The sequence below is a fragment of the Kaistia nematophila genome (assembly GCF_026343855.1).
Lineage (GTDB): Bacteria > Pseudomonadota > Alphaproteobacteria > Rhizobiales > Kaistiaceae > Kaistia > Kaistia nematophila.
Genome location: NZ_JAPKNK010000003.1, coordinates 297,262 through 312,997 on the forward strand (window position 1 = coordinate 297,262; position 15,736 = coordinate 312,997).

Here is a 15,736-nt window from a genome sequence, read left to right on the forward strand (position 1 = left end):
TGTCCCGTCAAAGATGCGGCGGAATAGCCCTCGCCCGCCTGCGGGAGAGGGTTGGGTGAGGGTCTTGCCTGGCTTCGCCGCAGAGATAGGGACGCCAGAACAGGTCAACGCTCAGCCTTCCAGCGCCCGCTCCACCGCCGCTTCCGCGTGGATCGTCGTCGTGTCGTAGAGCGGGACGAAGCTGTCCTCCGGGCGCACCAGCAGCATGATCTCGGTGCAGCCGAGGATGATCGCCTCGGCGCCGCGTTCGACCAGCCGCGCCATCACGGCGCGATAGATCTCGCGCGACGACGGCTCGACGCGGCCCTGCACCAGTTCGTCATAGATGATCCGATGCACGTCGGCGCGGTCCGCCGCGTCGGGCACCAGCACTTCGAGGCCATGTTCGCCGGAAAGCCGGCCCTTGTAGAAATCCTGCTCCATGGTGAAGGCGGTGCCGAGCAGGCCGACGCGGGAGAGTCCGGCGGCCCGGATCCGCGCGGCGGTCGGATCGGCGATGTGCATCAGCGGGATGCCGATCGCCGCCTGCACGTCGGCCGCCATGCGGTGCATGGTGTTGGAGGCGATCAGCACGAAATCGGCGCCGCCGCGTTCGAGCCGCCGGGCCGCGTCGATCATCAGGGAAGTCGCCTCGTCCCAGCGCCCGCTCGCCTGCAGCGCCTCGATCTCGGCGAAATCGAACGACCACATCAGCACGCGGGCCGAGGCGAGGCCGCCGAGCCGCGCCCGCACCGCCTCGTTAAGGATGCGGTAGTACTCGGCCGAGCTTTCCCAGCTCAGCCCGCCGATCACGCCGATCACCTTCTGGGTCATGCCCGCCTCCCCCTGGCCATCTCGGGCCTGCCGAAAAAGAAACGGGCGAACCCGCCTATCCCTTGGAATAGACCGATCCGCCCGCGGAACCGAAAAGCCGAAGCGCCTTAGCGGGTCAGCTTCTTGTACTTGATACGGTGCGGCATCACCGCGTCATTGCCGAGGCGACGCTTCTTGTCTTCCTCGTAGTCGGCGAAGTTGCCCTCGAACCACTCGACATGGCTGTCGCCCTCGAAGGCGAGGATGTGGGTCGCCAGACGATCGAGGAACATACGATCGTGGCTGATGATGACGGCGCAGCCGGCGAAATCCTCCAGCGCCTCTTCCAGCGCCGCCAGAGTCTCGGTGTCGAGGTCGTTGGTCGGTTCGTCGAGGAGGATGACGTTGTTGGCGTCCTTCAGCAGCTTGGCGAGGTGAACGCGGTTGCGCTGGCCGCCCGAAAGCGTGCCGACCTTCTGCTGCTGGTCGCCGCCCTTGAAGTTGAAGGCGCCGGCATAGGCGCGCGTGTTCACTTCCTTCTTGCCGAGATAGAAGACTTCGGCGCCGCCGGAGATTTCCTCCCAGACGGTCTTGTTGGAAGCGAGGTCGTCGCGGCCCTGATTGACGTAGCCGAGCTGGACGGTGTCGCCGAGGGTGATCGAGCCGGAATCCGGCTTCTCCTCGCCGGTGATCATCTTGAACAGCGTCGACTTGCCGGCGCCGTTCGGGCCGATGACGCCGACAATGCCGCCCGGCGGCAGCTTGAACGAGAGATTGTCGATCAGCAGGCGGTCGCCATAGCTCTTCGACAGGCCCTCGACCTCGATGACCTTGTCGCCGAGGCGTTCGCCGACCGGGATGACGATCTGCGCCGTCTGCAGCGTCTTGCCCTCGGCGCGCTCGACCAGCTCGTCATAGGCCTTGATACGGGCCTTCGACTTGGACTGGCGGGCCTTCGGCGACTGGGCGATCCACTGGCGCTCGCGCTCGATCGCCTTCATGTGGGTCATGTCCTCGCGACCCTCCTGCTCCATGCGCTTGGCCTTCTTCTCCAGATAGACGGAGTAGTTGCCCTCGTACGGGATGGAGCGGCCGCGATCGAGTTCGAGGATCCAGCCGGTGACGTTGTCGAGGAAGTAGCGATCGTGGGTGACGATCAGGATCGCGCCCGGATAGTCGCGCAGATGCCCTTCCAGCCAGTTGATCGATTCGGCGTCGAGATGGTTGGTGGGTTCGTCGAGGAGCAGCAGGTCGGGCTGCTCGAGCAGCAGGCGGCAAAGCGCGATGCGGCGCTTCTCACCACCGGAAAGGTTCTCGACCGAGGCGTCGCTGGGCGGGCAGCGCAGCGCGTCCATGGCCATCTCGACCTGGCTCTCCAGATCCCAGAGGTTCTGGCTGTCGATGATGTCCTGGAGCTTGGCGCCCTCCTCCGCGGTCTCGTCGGAGTAGTTCATCATCAGTTCGTTGTAGCGGTCGACGATCGCCTTCTTCTTGGCGACGCCTTCCATCACGTTCTCGAAGACGTTCTTGGTCGGGTCGATCTTCGGCTCCTGCGCGAGGTAGCCGACGGTCGCGCCCTGCGCCACCCAGGCCTCGCCGGTGAAGTCCTTGTCGAGGCCGGCCATGATCTTGAGCAGCGTCGACTTACCCGAGCCGTTGGGGCCGAGCACGCCGATCTTGGCGTCGGGGTAGAAGGAGAGATGGACGTTCTCCAGCACCTTCTTGCCGCCGACATAGGTCTTGGTCAGACCCTGCATGAAATAGATGAACTGACGCGCCATGAATTCGCTCCGAAGGCCCTCTTCGCCAAAAGGGCAGGATGTAGGGATGAGGTTGCGGTTCTTCTAGTCGAAGCGCCGCCAAGGGGCAACGCGGCGTGACGCCGGAGGGCGCCCGGCGGGCAGGATTTCGCCGCCCCGCCGTCCGCGCCGCCGGTTTCGGCCTGCCTAGAGCGCCGGCAGGGCGGCGGCCGCCTCGCCGCCATTGCGGCCGAGCCGCGCCGGGGCGAAGGTCGCCCCGTCCACGGCCGGGGCCGTGGGCACGCCCATCAGCGCCAGCAGGCGCGTCGCGAACTCCGCCTCCGAGGTGGGGCGGTAGCGCGCCGCGATCTCTGCGCGCAGCGACGACAGCCATTCATCATCCGTCGCCGCCCGCTCGATCGCGGCGGTCCAGCCGTCGAGGTCGTCGGCGGGAATGACCGGCATCAGGCCCTGCGTCGCCTCGGCAAGCGCCGGCGCGTCGGAGACCAGCACCGGCAGGCCGAAATCGAGGCATTCGGCGGCGCCGAGCCCCCAGCCTTCGGCCAGCGACGGGAACAGGCCGAAGCGCGCATTCTTGTAGAGCCAGGCGAGCTGCGGATCGCTTATGCCGGAGAGGAACGACACCTTGGCCGCGAGCTCCGGGTGGTCGGCGAGGAACTTCTCGACCTCCTCGACCATCCAGCCCCAGCGGCCGCACAGCACGAGCGTCGGCAGCCGGTCGCCGAGCAGCGGCATCAGGCGCTGCCAGGCGCGCAGCAGCGTGATGTGATTCTTGCGGATCTCGATGGTCGAGCAATAGACGGCAAAGGAGCTGCCGACGAGCGAGGCGACCGGCTCGGCCGGCCGGTCCAGCCCCTCGCGCAGGAAGGAGCCGAGCGGATTGACGGCGATCTCGGGCTGGTGGCCGCTGCCGGCCTCGGCATCGAGGCTCCGGCTGGCCGTCCGCGCCGAATAATCCGACACGCAGACGAGAAGGTCGCACCATTCCTGCATCCACTTGAAGTCGCGCGCGAATGAGACGGCATGGCCCTTGTGGACGAGATGCGGCATGTCGAGCGGGATCGTGTCGTGCAGGATCGCCGTGATGTTGGCCGGGACGTCGGCCGAGCGATGCCTGGCGACCGCGTGCGAGCCGATATTCGACAGGAAGCAATGCGCCGTTGGTTCGGCAAGCGGATCAAAACTGCTGTCGCCCTTGTCGGCGCCGATGCCGAGGAAGAGCTTGCAGATCCGGATGCCGAGCTTGGCAAGGCCGAAATGCAGGCCGTTGCGTTCGGCGCGGCCGGCCAGGTAGCCGGCGGCGACGCGATCGAGCTCGCGCCCGGCCGAGCCGCCGCTCGCCTGCAGCACGCGGAAGACGGTCTGGACGCGCGTCCAATAGGACGAATTGCCGAAGCCCTCGATATAGGGAATGCGGCGCTCGACCAGCGCCTCGAGATAGCGCAGCTCGGTCGCGGTCAGAATCCGGCCCTTGCCGTTCTCGATCCGGAAGAAGACGACGTTCAGGTCCTTCCGGCGCAGCACCTGCCGGATCAGGGCGCTCTCGACGCGCGGAATGCCCACCGGGGGATGGGGTCCCCAGCGCAGGGGCTGGGTCGCGTCGAAATACAGCTTGCTCATAGATACGCTTTCCGGGGGCGGACGAACCAGGGTGACGAGAATCAGCCTCGCCCACAATTCGGTCGATAGTTTGATCGCCGCGAGTTGCCCGCATCGCGCCCCCTCTTGTCAACGGCCGGCCGGACAGGGTCCCGCCGCGCCGCCCGGATCGATCCACCGCAAAATTCCAGAATGGGTTCTCGACAAGTCATGTCGCTGGCCATATATGTAGGCAACTACAGTGTACGAGGCGACCATTATGGCAAGCTATGAAAATCGACCCAAGACCTTTCTGGGGCGGCTATCCCAGGCAAGCCGCGCCATGCGCACCTGTTTCGACGCCGAGCTGAAGACGCTCGACCTGACGCTGGCGCGCGGCCGCCTGATGCTGCACCTCGTCTCGGCCTCGCATGTCGTGACCCAGGCGGAACTCACCGATGTGCTGGAAGTCGAGCATCCGACGATCGTGCGGCTGCTCGACGGTCTGGAGCAGTCCGGCCATGTCCAGCGCCAGCCCATGCCCGGCGACCGGCGCGCCAAATCCGTCGTGCTGACGGAGGAAGGCCGGGCCGTCGGCGAGCGCGTCCTGCGCATGACCGACATGCTGAGCGACCGGCTGCTCGAGGGCATTCCTCCCGAGGATGTCGACGTCGCCGAACGGGTGCTGATGGCGCTTTCGGACAATCTCGGCCGGGCGCTCGCCAAGCAGGCGGAGCTGGAACCCGCATCATGAGCCATTCGATCGCCGTGGCGCCACGGCCCGAGGCCCTTGCCCCGGAGCCGCCACAACCGCAACCGCTTCCCACGCCCGTCCCGGCCCCGGCCCCGGCCGCCGTCGCGCCCGCCGCGCCGGCGGCTCCCGCCTTCGTCCCGATGCCGCCGCTGCGCGCCGCCATCTATGCCGGCGCCTCGGTGCTGCTCGGCCTGACCCAGGGCCTCGGCCTCAACCTCGTCAGCGCCAACCTGACGGGCCTGCAGGGCGCGCTGCACGCGACCCAGGTCGAGATCAACTGGCTGACCGCCGCCTACATGGCGACCAACATCACCGGCACGCTGTTCCTCTACAAGGTGCGCACCCAGTTCGGCCTGCGCCGCTTCGCCGAGATCGGCCTCATCATCTATGCGCTGGTGACGATCGCGCATCTGTTCACCAACGACCTGCGCTCGGCAATCGCGGTGCGCGCCGTCATGGGCATCGCCGCGGCGCCGCTGTCGACGCTCGCCTTCTACTACATGCTCGAATGGCTGCCGCCGGCCCGCAAGCTGACGATCGGCATCGCCTTCGGCGTGCTCGGCGGCCAGCTCGCCACGCCGCTTGCCCGCGTCATCTCGCCTGACCTGCTGCAGATCGGCGACTGGCACGGCCTCTATCTGCTCGAGGCGGGCCTGGCGATGATGAGCCTCGCCGTCATCTTCATGCTGCCCATCACCCACCCGCCCCGCGTGAAGATCTTCGACCGCGAGGATTTCATCAGCTTCCCGCTGATCGCCTTCGGCTTCGGCTCGATCGCCGTCATCCTCTCCGTCGGCCGGCTCTACTGGTGGATGGACGCGGAATGGATCGGCTGGCTCAGCGTCGCCGGCATCGCCGCCGTCACGCTGCTCGTCATCATCGAGCTGCATCGCGCCCGGCCGATCATCAACCTGCGCTGGATGTTCTCCTACGACATGCTGACGATCACCGGCTCGCTGCTGCTGTTCCGCTTCCTGCTCTCCGAGCAGACGCTCGGCGCGGTCGGCTTCTTCAACATGCTCGGCCTGCAGAACGATCAGCTGATCCCGCTGTTCACGCTGATCCTCGCCGTCACCCTCGTCGGCTATGTCTTCACCGCGCTGGTGATGACGCCGAAGAACGGCCCGGTCCTGCACTTCGTCGCGCTCGTCCTGATCGCGGCCGGCGCCTGGATGGACTCGCACGTCACCAACCTGACCCGGCCCGAGCAGTTCTATGTCAGCCAGGCGATGATCGCCTTCGCCGGCGCCCTGTTCCTGCCGCCGGCGCTGATGTCGGGCTTTGCCAGGGCGATCGCCGGCGGGCCGGCCTACATCCTGAGCTTCCTCGTCGTGTTCCTGGGAACGCAGAGCATGGGCGGCGTGCTTGCCTCCGCCATCCTCGGCACCTTCCAGACGATCCGCGAGAAATTCCATTCGAGCGTCATCGCCGAGCACCTGTCGCTGCAGGATCCGCTCGTCGCCCAGCGCATCAAGACCTATGGCGCGGCCTTCTCGAAGGTGCTGCCCGACACCGCGCTCCAGAACGCGGAGGGCGTCGTCCAGCTCGGCAAGGCCGCCACCCAGGAGGCGAACATCCTCGCCTACCAGGATGTCTTCCTCCTGATCTTCTACAGCACCCTCGCCTGCCTCGTGCTGCTGGGGCTGCACACCCTCTACCTGCCGAAGCGCGCCAGCCGTCTGGCTGCCGCCGCCAAAGCCTGAACGATCCGAGACGCAACATCATGCAGATCAAACAGTTCTTCAAATCCGGAATCACCCTCGCCGCCCTCGCCGTCGGCATCCTCGGCGTGCTCATCGTCCTCTATGCCTGGCAGCTGCCGCCCTTCCGCTCGTCGGTCGAGACGACCAACAACGCCTATGTCAAAGGCCAGGTGACGCTGCTCAGCCCGCAGATCGCCGGCTACGTCGTCGACGTGCCGGTCCAGGACTACATGAAGGTCAGGAAGGGCGACCTGCTGGTCCAGATCGACGACCGCATCTACCAGCAGCAGCTCGCCCAGGCGCAGGCCACCCTGCAGCAGCAGCAGGCCTCGCTCGACAATTTCGCCGAGAACCGCGCCGCCAAGCAGGCGAGCCTCGATCTCGCCAAGGCGCAGCTGCAGAGCGCCCAGGCCGGCCTCGAAAAGGCCGAACTGGACGACAAGCGCACCGGCACCCTGGTCGATCGCGGCTTCTCCACCCAGTCCTCCGGCGACCAGGCCCGCGTCGCCCGGCTGCAGGCGCAATCGACCGTCGCGCAGGCCGAGGCCTCGGTGAAGATCGCCGAGCAGAACCTGGCGCTCACCGACGCCGGCAAGAGCTCGCTCGAAGCCGCCGTCGCCAGCGCCGAAGCCGCCGTCCGGCTGGCGGAGATCAATCTCGGCAACACCCGCATCGTCGCACCGGTCGATGGCCGGCTCGGCGAAGTCGCAGCCCGCATCGGCCAATATGCCTCGGCCGGCACGCAGCTGACCTCGATCACGCCCGACACCACCTGGGTCATCGCCAACTTCAAGGAGACCCAGCTCACCAATGTCGCGGTCGGCCTGCCGGTCACCTTCACGGTCGATGCCCTCGGCGGCGCAGAGCTGACCGGCCGCGTCGCCCGCATCGCGCCCGCCGCCGGCTCGGAGTTCAGCGTGCTGAAGGCAGACAACGCCACCGGCAACTTCACCAAGGTGGCCCAGCGCATCCCGCTCCGCATCGAGATCGACGGCGGCCAGAGCGCCGCGGTCGACCTGCGGCCCGGCATGTCGGTCATCGTCAAGATCGACACCGCCGACAAGCCGCTGCCGGCGCTCGCATCGGCGGAGTAACGGAAACGGGCGGCCCGCAAGGACCGCCCGTTTTTTCATTCCGATCTTTCGCGACGGCGGCGAGCGCCGTCTCAGCCCGCCGCGAGCACCAGCTTCTTCAGATCGACGCCCTCGTCGGCCGCGACCTGTTTGTCGAGCTGGAAGCCGGAGCCAAGCATGCGACGGCCCAGCATGTGGTCGGCGGCGCGATTGACCGAGTCGATCGCGACCAGCCGGTCGCCCTGGTAGTGGAACACCGAGAAGCTGCCATCGTCCGGCCTGCCGCGCAGGACGCTCGAATCCGCGTCGTTGGAAAGGCCGACCATCTGCAGCTTGGCGTCGCCCTGATCCGACCAGAACCACGGCACGGCGCGATAGGGCTCGACCTTGCCGAGCAGCGCCGCGACGCCGGTCTTGGCCTGGTCGACGGCGTTCTGCACGCTTTCGAGCCGCACCGGGCGGCCGAGCGCCCAGTGATGGAACGACACCGCGTCGCCGGCCGCGACGATGCGGGGATCGGAGGTGCGCATCGCCTCGTCGACGACGATGCCGTTGGCGACATGCAGGCCGGCCGCCTCGGCCAGCTCGACATTCGGCACCACGCCGACGCCGACGATCACCGTATCGGCCGGGATCCGCTCGCCGGTCAGCGTCTCGACGGCGACGGCATGGCCGTTCTCGCCGAGAATGCCGTGAACCGGCGTCTCCAGCCGGATCGTCGTGCCCATGGCGCGGTGCAAATCGAGGAAATAGCTGGAGATCGCGGGCGCGACGACGCGGCCCATCAGGCGCGGCGCCGCTTCCAGCACCGTGACCGTCTTGCCGAGCAGGCGCGCCGTCGCGGCCAGCTCCAGGCCGATGAAGCCGCCGCCGACCACGACGACGTCCTTCGCCAGCGCGAAGCGCTCCTTCAGCCGGCGCGCATCCTCGGCCGTGCGCAGCAGGAAGATGTTTTCGAGCTCGATGCCGGGAACCGGCGGCACGCGGACGCGAGCGCCCGTCGCCAGAACGAGGCCATCGAACGGCAGGCTGTCCGCGCCGAGACGGACCAGCCCGGCATCGCGGTCGATGGCGGTGACTTCCGAACCCAGCACCAGATCGACGGCGTTCTTCTCGTAGAAGGCGGCCGGGCGCAGCTCCTGCAGTTCGTCACCCTCGGCCTTGATGAAGCCCTTCGAGAGCGGCGGACGATGATAGGGAATCTCGCGTTCGGCCGAGACGAGCGTCACCTTGCCGTCAAATCCGTCCGAGCGGAGGCTCGCCGCGGCCTGCGCCCCGGCATGGCCGCCGCCGATGATTACGATGTTCTTGGTCATGTCACCCGCCAGTCCGATTCCGCGCGACACTCGCACCGGCGGCCGGTCGGGTGCAAGGGGCGCGCGGCGAAGACGCCCGGCCATGCGCCGGAAATCAGAGCGCCCGGCCGTCCCGATCGAAGCGGTGGATGTGCTGGGAATCCGCCTCCAACCCCACCGTCGAGCCGACCTCGAAATCGGCCTGGCCGACGATACGGACCGTGACCATGTCGGCGCCTTCCATGGCGACATAGAGGAAGGTGTCGGAGCCGAGCTTTTCGAGATGGCTGACCTTGCCGGACCATTCGCCGCCGGCCGGCACGACGCGGATGTGCTCGGGGCGGATGCCGATCGTCGCCGCGCCGAGCTTCTCCGCCGCCGCGCCGGTGAGAAAGTTCATCTTCGGCGAGCCGATGAAGCCGGCGACGAAGAGATTGGCCGGCTTGTTGTAGAGATCGATCGGGCGGCCGACCTGCTCGATCCTGCCGGCGCTCAGCACGACGATCTTGTCGGCGAGCGTCATCGCCTCGACCTGGTCGTGCGTGACATAGATCATCGTCGCGCCGAGCAGGCGGTGCAGGTTGGCGATCTCGATGCGCGTGTTCACGCGCAGGGCCGCGTCGAGGTTGGAGAGTGGCTCGTCGAACAGGAACAGCTTCGGCTGGCGCACGATGGCGCGGCCGATGGCGACGCGCTGGCGCTGGCCGCCGGAGAGTTCGGACGGCCGCCGGTCGAGCAGCGCCTCCAGGTGCAGCATCCTGGCCGCCGCCGCGATGCGCCGCTCGATCTCGCCCTTCTCGACGCCTTCCTGCTTCAGCGCCAGGCCCATGTTCCCCTTCACCGTCAGGTGCGGATAGAGCGCATAGGACTGGAACACCATGGCGATGCCGCGCTTCGCCGGCGGCGTCACGTCGACATTCTTTCCGCCGATCGTCACATGACCGGAGGTCTGGTCCTCGAGGCCGGCGATGATGCGGAGCAGCGTCGACTTTCCGCAGCCGGACGGGCCGACGAAGACGACGAACTCGCCCTCGGCGACGTCGAGATCGACGCCGCGGATGACGTCGGTCGATCCGAAGCGCTTGGTGATGTTCTGAAGGGTCAGTGCGCTCACGGGCTTATCCTTCGTGATCGTTGGCTGAGCGGCGGCCCAGGAAAACTTTGTCGATGCGCCGGGTCACAGCTTCACCACCCTGCCCTCGCGCATGCTGACCTCGGCGGCGAGCGCGATTTCGAGCGAGGTGATGGCGTCCTGCATGTGGCGGGTGAGGTCGACGTCCTCCCGGATCGCTTTCAGGAGATAGGCCTGCTCGCGGTCGCAGAGCGCCTGGTGGCCGGGCTCGTCCTCGGTCGAGAACCATTCGTCGGCCCGCCCGAACGAACCGTCCGCCTTCAGTTCCGCATGATGGACGCGGATGCGCGCGGTCTTGGTGTGGGTGTCGACATCGTCCGACTTGGCGCCTTCGTCCATGACGATCGAGACGGAGCCCTTCGGGCTCATCACGTCCTTCACGAAGAAGGCGGTCTCGGAAATCATCGGGCCCCAGCCGGCCTCGTACCAACCGACCGAGCCATCCTCGAAGATCACCTGCAGATGGCCGTAATTGACCTGGGTCGGCGCGATCTCGTCGGAGAGGCGCACGCCCATACCGCGCACCTCGACCGGCCTGGCGTCGGTGATCTGGCACATGACGTCGACATAGTGGACGCCGCAATCGACCAGCGGCGACGTCGTCTGCATCAGTTGCTTGTGGATGTGCCAGCTCGGTCCGGAGGACTGCTGGTTCAGGTTCATGCGCATGACGTAGGGCGGGCCGAGCTCGCGCGCCTTGGCGATGAAGCCGATCCAGGACGGATGGTGGCGCAGGATATAGCCGATGACGAGCTTCTTCCCCGTCCGCTTCGCCGCCTCGACGACGGAGCGGGCAGCCTCGGCATTGGCGGCGAGCGGCTTCTCGACAAAGACATGCGCGCCGGCCTCCATCGCCGCGATGGCGAAGGGCGCGTGGCTGTCGGTGTAGGTATTGATCGAGACGACGTCCGGCTTCAGCGCCAGCCCGGCCTCGAAGCTCTCGACGCGCGGATAGGCCTTGAGCTCGTCCGGCAGGTCGACCTCGGAGCGGTTGTACATCCCGACGATCTCGAAGCCGGGATTGGCGTGGTAGGCCAGCGCATGGCTGCGCCCCATCTGGCCAAGGCCGGCGACGAAGACGCGGAGGGGAGCATCGGTCATGTCAGGAACCTGCAATCGGAGAGGACGGGCGAAGCTTCGCGCGAAAAGTCACTTCACGGCGCCGGCGGTGATGCCGCGGATGAGCTGGCGCGAGAAGATCAGGTAGAGGATCAGCACCGGCAGGATCGCCAGCGACAGCGTCGAGAGCACCGCGTTCCAGTTGGTGACGTACTGGCCGATGAACATCTGCGCGCCCAGCGTCACCGTCTTGGTCGCCTCGCTCGGCGCCAGGATCAGCGGGAACCAGAGGTCGTTCCAGATCGGGATCATGGTGAAGACGGCGACCGTCGCCATGGCCGGACGCACCAGCGGCAGCACGAGGCGGAAGAAGATCGTGTATTCGCTGAGCCCGTCGACGCGGCCGGCATTCTTCAGATCGTCGGAGACGTTGCGCATGAACTCCGACAGGATGAACACGGCGAGCGGCAGGCCCTGCGCGGTATAGACGAGGATCAGCGCCGTCAGCGTGTTGACGAGGCCGGTCGCCACCATGCCCTGCAGGATCGCCACCGTGCCGAGGCGGATCGGGATCATGATGCCGAGCGCCAGGTAGAGGCCCATCAGCAGGTTGCCTCGGAAGCGGTATTCCGACAGCGCGAAGGCGGCCAGGGCGCCGAACAGCAGCACCAGGAAGATCGAGACGACGGTGACGATGAGGCTGTTCTGGAAATAGCCGAGGAAATCGCCCTGCTTCAGCACCGTCTGGTAGCCGATCCAGCTGAAGGTCGCGGGGCCCGGCAGTTGCAGCGGCGCGGAGAAGATGCCGGCGCGCGTCTTGAACGAATTGGAGATGACCAGGAAGATCGGGAACAGCGCCAGCAGCGTGTAGCCGCCGAGCGCGAGATGGACGAGGCCGGAGCGGGTAACCGAAGAACGGGCTTTCGACATGGCCGGCCTCAGAACTGGTAGCGGCGAATGCGCCGCTGGATGACGAAGAGATAGAGGCTGACGCCGGCGAGGATGATCAGGAACATCACGGTCGCGATGGTGGCGCCCATCGAGCGGTCGCCGACCTGCAGCTGGAAGCCGAAGAAGGTGCGGTAGAGGAAGGTGCCGAGAATGTCGGTCGATCCATCCGGCCCGGCGAGCGCCCCCTGCATGGTGTAGACGAGGTCGAAGGCGTTGAAATTGCCGACGAAGGTCAGGATCGAGACGATGCCGATCGTCGGCAGGATCAGGGGCAGCTTGATCTTGAAGAACTGCGCCCAGCCGGTGACGCCGTCGCATTCCGCCGCCTCGATCACCTCGTCCGGGATCGACAGCAGCGCCGCGTAGATCAGCATCATCGGGATGCCGATGTTCTGCCAGACCGAGACCAGCGAGACGGTGATGAGGGCGCTGCCGGGCTTGCCGAGCCACGGCCCGAAGAAGGGCTTCAGCCAGACCAGGTCCATCAGGAACGGCGCAACGCCCCAGATCGGCGACAGGATCAGCTTCCAGATGAAGCCGACGATCACGAAGGAGAGGATGGTCGGCAGGAAGATCGCCGTCCGGTAGAAGCCACGCAGCCGCAGGACCGGCAGCGACAGGAGCGCCGCCAGCGCGATGCCGATCGGGTTCTGGACCAGCATGTGGATCAGGAAGAAGACGAGATTGTTCCGGAGCGCGTTCCAGAACGAGACCGACCAGCGCTCGTCGCCGAACAGCACCTTGAAATTGTCGAAGCCGACGAAGACAGGCTGGTTGTCGACGACGTTGAACAGCGACAGCCGCAGCGTCTCGATCAGCGGCAGGATCATCACCGCCGTATAGACCAGCACGGCCGGGGCAAGGAAAACCGCGATATGCCAGCGCACGGGGCGCTTGGCGACGGCGTCGGTTGCGTCGATCGTGGTCATCCGGCCCATCTCTTTCGCGGCTTGGAAATCGTCCCGGGATCCGCCACGGAGCCCGGAACGTCGATCTCGGAGAAGAAGGCCCTCACCCCACCCTCTCCCGCAGGCGGGCGATGGCTTTCTTTCGGCGTCTCGCCTCAGCACGGAGGCTGATCGTGGCGCTCCCTCTCCCGTTCACGGGAGAGGGCCGGGGCGAGGGTCTTGCTAGCCTTTACTTGGCGGCCGGCCTGAACCAGGAGTCGAGGCCCTTCTGGAGCTTCTCGGCGGCCTGCTGCGGCGTATCGGTGCCGTTGATCACGTTGGCCGATTCCGTCCAGGTCTCGTTCTCGAGGTTCGGCGTGCCGCGCGACAGGATCTGGTAGGTCGAGCGGATCGTCGGCTTGCACTTCTGGCGCCAGGAGACGAATTCCTCGGCCAGCGGGTCCTGCATCTTCACCGGCGTCGAGGACAGGCTGAAGAAGCCCGGCAGCGCATTGGCGTAGATCTCGGCGAACTCGGGCGAAGCCACCCATTCCAGGAACTTCTTCGCTTCGGCCGGATGCGCCGACTTGGCGTTCAGGCCAATGGCAAGGTCGGTGTGGTCGGAGATGTAGCACTCGTCGCCGGCCTTCTTCACCGGCGGTGGGAACGCGCCCATCTTGAACTGGGCCTGCTGGTTGAAGCCCGCGATCTCCCACGAGCCGGCCGGGTAGATGGCGGCGCGGCCGAGCGTGAACAGGTTCTGGCTGTCCGGATAAGTCTGGGCCTCGAAGCCGTCGCCCATATAGGGCGCCCACTTGGCGAGCGTCGCGAAGGGCTCGACCCACTGCGGATCGGTCAGCTTCTGCTTGCCGGCGATCAGCGCCAGACGGCCTTCCTCGCCCTTCCAGTAGTTCGGACCGATGTTCTGGTAGCCCATGGTCGCGGCTTCCCAGAGATCCTTGGTGCCCATGGCGAGCGGGATGTAGGTACCGTCGGCCTTGATCTTCTCGAGCGCCGCGAAGAACTCGTCCTCGGTCTGCGGCACGGAGATGCCGAGCTTGTCGAAAGCTTCCTTGTTGTAGATGAAGCCGTGGATGACGGCGGCGACGGGCACGCAGAACGTGTCCTTGCCGTCGTCGGTGATCCAGGCCGACTTGGCGACGGACGAGAACTTGTCGATGCCCGGCAGGTCGTTCAGCGAGGCGAGCTGGCCCTTCTGGAACAGCGCGAGCGACTTGTCGAACGGACGGCAGGTGATGATGTCGCCGGCCGAGCCCGCGTCGAGCTTGGCGCCGAGGGCGGCGTCATACTCGGTCGGAGCCGAGGGCGCGAAGTTCAGCTTGATGCCCGGGTTCTTGGCCTCGAAGGCCGGGATCAGCTTCTCCTGCCAGATCGGCAGATCGTCGTTGCGCCAGCTTTCGATCGTCAGCGTGACGTCCTCGGCGAAGGCCGGCGCGGCGAAACCCGTGCCGATCGCCGCGACCGTCGTCGCCAGCAGAATCTTCTTCAGATGGTTCATTGACCCACTCCCTTCTGGTCCGTGCGCCGCGTTGGTGCGGCCATCGGGTTATGCAGTTTCGCGTCAGCCCAGCGCGGCGAGCGCCGCACGGAGATTGCCCTGGTGGACAGCCAGCCTGGCGCCGGCATCCGCCGCATCCCGGGCGCCGGCGGCGATCAGGATGGCGGGCTTCACTTCGCCTTCGGCGGCGTCGAGCGCGCGGACGGCGTCCGCCTCGCCGACCCCGGCGATCCTGGAAACGATGCGCGCGGCGCGACCGCGCAGCTTGGCGTTGTCGGCGCGGACATTGATCATCTGCCCGTCGACGACATGACCGAGGCGGATGGCGATCATGGTCGAAAGCATGTTGAAGGCGGCCTTCTGCGCCGTGCCGGCCGCCATGCGCGTCGAGCCGGCCAGAACTTCCGGCCCGGAATCGAGGAACACGGCGATATCGGCATGGGCGAACAGCGGCGCCGAGGCGTTGCAGGCGATCGCCACGGTGGCGGCGCCGGTCTTGCGCGCCGCCTCGAGCCCGGCGAGCGTATAGGGTGTCGAGCCGCTGGCCGAGGCCGCGACGACGCAGTCATCCGGGCCGAGTTTCGCGCCCTCGATGTCGGCGACGCCGAGTTCGGCGACATCCTCCGGCCCGCCGGTCAGCGTCTCGGTCATCGCCATGCCGCCGGCCATCAGCACGAGGATCTGGCTCTGCGGCACGCTGAAGGTCTGCGGGATCTCCAGGGCGTCGACCAGGGCGAGCAGGCCCGACGAACCGGCGCCGAAATAGACGAGGCGCCCGCCGCGAGCGAGACAGGCGGCAGCCTGTTCGGCGGCGGCGGCAAGCGCGGGAATGGCGGCGCGGACGGACATGGCGCCGCGAATCTGCCCTTCGGCCAAGGCGGCGAGCGCATCGGCGGTCGGCCAGAGATCGATGCCCTCGAAGCGGTCTTCCACCACTTCCGTACGCGGCATTGCCATGGATCCAACTTCCCCCAAAAACTTCCTCACCAAAACGATACCAACAAAGTACCATTGCGTCCAGACATCCGACCTGCGGATAAGACGACTTTTCTACAAGAGCCAAAACAATCCATGAAAATCTAGCTTAATCATATACTTACGATGAATCTCTCCATTTCCTCCCCCAGGAAGTGAAAAGTCCACTGGTCTCATGTGGTATTGTCGCTTCCCAACTGGATTCAATTTGGTATTATCGATAGCGACTGCCGGATCGGGCCCTCCGGCGGCCGCAAC

At 66.5% G+C, this 15,736-nt stretch carries 13 protein-coding genes; 3 read left to right on the forward strand and 10 right to left on the reverse strand.

Annotated elements, in window-relative coordinates; translation table 11 throughout:
• Nucleotides 1–111: 111 nt before the first annotated feature.
• From OSH07_RS09885 to OSH07_RS09895, 3 genes are all read right to left on the reverse strand, one after another.
• Nucleotides 112–813, reverse strand: coding sequence for an aspartate/glutamate racemase family protein (locus OSH07_RS09885; RefSeq protein ID WP_266338464.1), 702 nt, complete (start codon nt 811–813; stop codon nt 112–114).
• Nucleotides 814–920: 107 nt separating this feature from the next.
• Complete coding sequence (gene ettA, locus OSH07_RS09890) at nt 921–2,573, reverse strand: energy-dependent translational throttle protein EttA (RefSeq protein WP_266338465.1); 1,653 nt, start codon at nt 2,571–2,573, stop codon at nt 921–923.
• A gap of 165 nt (nt 2,574–2,738) precedes the next feature.
• A complete protein-coding gene (locus OSH07_RS09895) occupies nt 2,739–4,172 on the reverse strand; it encodes a glycosyltransferase (protein ID WP_266338466.1) in 1,434 nt (477 codons plus the stop codon).
• A gap of 301 nt (nt 4,173–4,473) precedes the next feature.
• On the opposite strand from OSH07_RS09895, the gene OSH07_RS09900 reads away from it, so the two are divergent.
• The 3 genes from OSH07_RS09900 to OSH07_RS09910 are packed head-to-tail and all read left to right on the forward strand — an operon-like array spanning nt 4,474 to nt 7,681.
• The gene (locus OSH07_RS09900; protein WP_266338467.1) at nt 4,474–4,884 is read left to right on the forward strand and encodes a MarR family winged helix-turn-helix transcriptional regulator; all 411 of its coding nucleotides are present in this window, start codon (nt 4,474–4,476) and stop codon (nt 4,882–4,884) included.
• Complete coding sequence (locus OSH07_RS09905) at nt 4,881–6,587, forward strand: MFS transporter (protein ID WP_266338468.1); 1,707 nt, start codon at nt 4,881–4,883, stop codon at nt 6,585–6,587. Before OSH07_RS09900 ends, OSH07_RS09905 begins: the two co-directional genes overlap by 4 nt.
• 20 nt (nt 6,588–6,607) lie before the next feature.
• Nucleotides 6,608–7,681 carry an HlyD family secretion protein gene (locus OSH07_RS09910; protein WP_266338469.1) on the forward strand — a complete coding sequence of 358 codons (1,074 nt, stop codon included), beginning with the start codon at nt 6,608–6,610 and terminating at the stop codon, nt 7,679–7,681.
• A 71-nt stretch (nt 7,682–7,752) separates the two neighbouring features.
• Here OSH07_RS09910 and OSH07_RS09915 read toward each other — a convergent pair whose 3' ends face one another.
• From OSH07_RS09915 to OSH07_RS09945, 7 genes are all read right to left on the reverse strand, one after another.
• The gene (locus OSH07_RS09915) at nt 7,753–8,976 is read right to left on the reverse strand and encodes an NAD(P)/FAD-dependent oxidoreductase (protein WP_266338470.1); all 1,224 of its coding nucleotides are present in this window, start codon (nt 8,974–8,976) and stop codon (nt 7,753–7,755) included.
• A 94-nt stretch (nt 8,977–9,070) separates the two neighbouring features.
• On the reverse strand, nt 9,071–10,069 hold the full coding sequence (locus OSH07_RS09920; RefSeq protein WP_266338471.1) for an ABC transporter ATP-binding protein: 999 nt from the start codon (nt 10,067–10,069) through the stop codon (nt 9,071–9,073).
• A gap of 63 nt (nt 10,070–10,132) precedes the next feature.
• On the reverse strand, nt 10,133–11,188 hold the full coding sequence (locus OSH07_RS09925) for a Gfo/Idh/MocA family protein (protein WP_266338472.1): 1,056 nt from the start codon (nt 11,186–11,188) through the stop codon (nt 10,133–10,135).
• Between the two features lie 48 nt (nt 11,189–11,236).
• Nucleotides 11,237–12,076, reverse strand: a complete 840-nt coding sequence (locus OSH07_RS09930) for a carbohydrate ABC transporter permease (RefSeq protein ID WP_266338473.1) — start codon at nt 12,074–12,076, stop codon at nt 11,237–11,239.
• A gap of 8 nt (nt 12,077–12,084) precedes the next feature.
• The gene (locus OSH07_RS09935) at nt 12,085–13,026 is read right to left on the reverse strand and encodes a carbohydrate ABC transporter permease (RefSeq protein ID WP_266338474.1); all 942 of its coding nucleotides are present in this window, start codon (nt 13,024–13,026) and stop codon (nt 12,085–12,087) included.
• A 208-nt stretch (nt 13,027–13,234) separates the two neighbouring features.
• Nucleotides 13,235–14,503, reverse strand: coding sequence for an ABC transporter substrate-binding protein (locus OSH07_RS09940; RefSeq protein ID WP_266338475.1), 1,269 nt, complete (start codon nt 14,501–14,503; stop codon nt 13,235–13,237).
• 63 nt (nt 14,504–14,566) lie between these two features.
• The gene (locus OSH07_RS09945; protein WP_266338476.1) at nt 14,567–15,460 is read right to left on the reverse strand and encodes an N-acetylmuramic acid 6-phosphate etherase; all 894 of its coding nucleotides are present in this window, start codon (nt 15,458–15,460) and stop codon (nt 14,567–14,569) included.
• Nucleotides 15,461–15,736 lie beyond the last annotated feature (276 nt).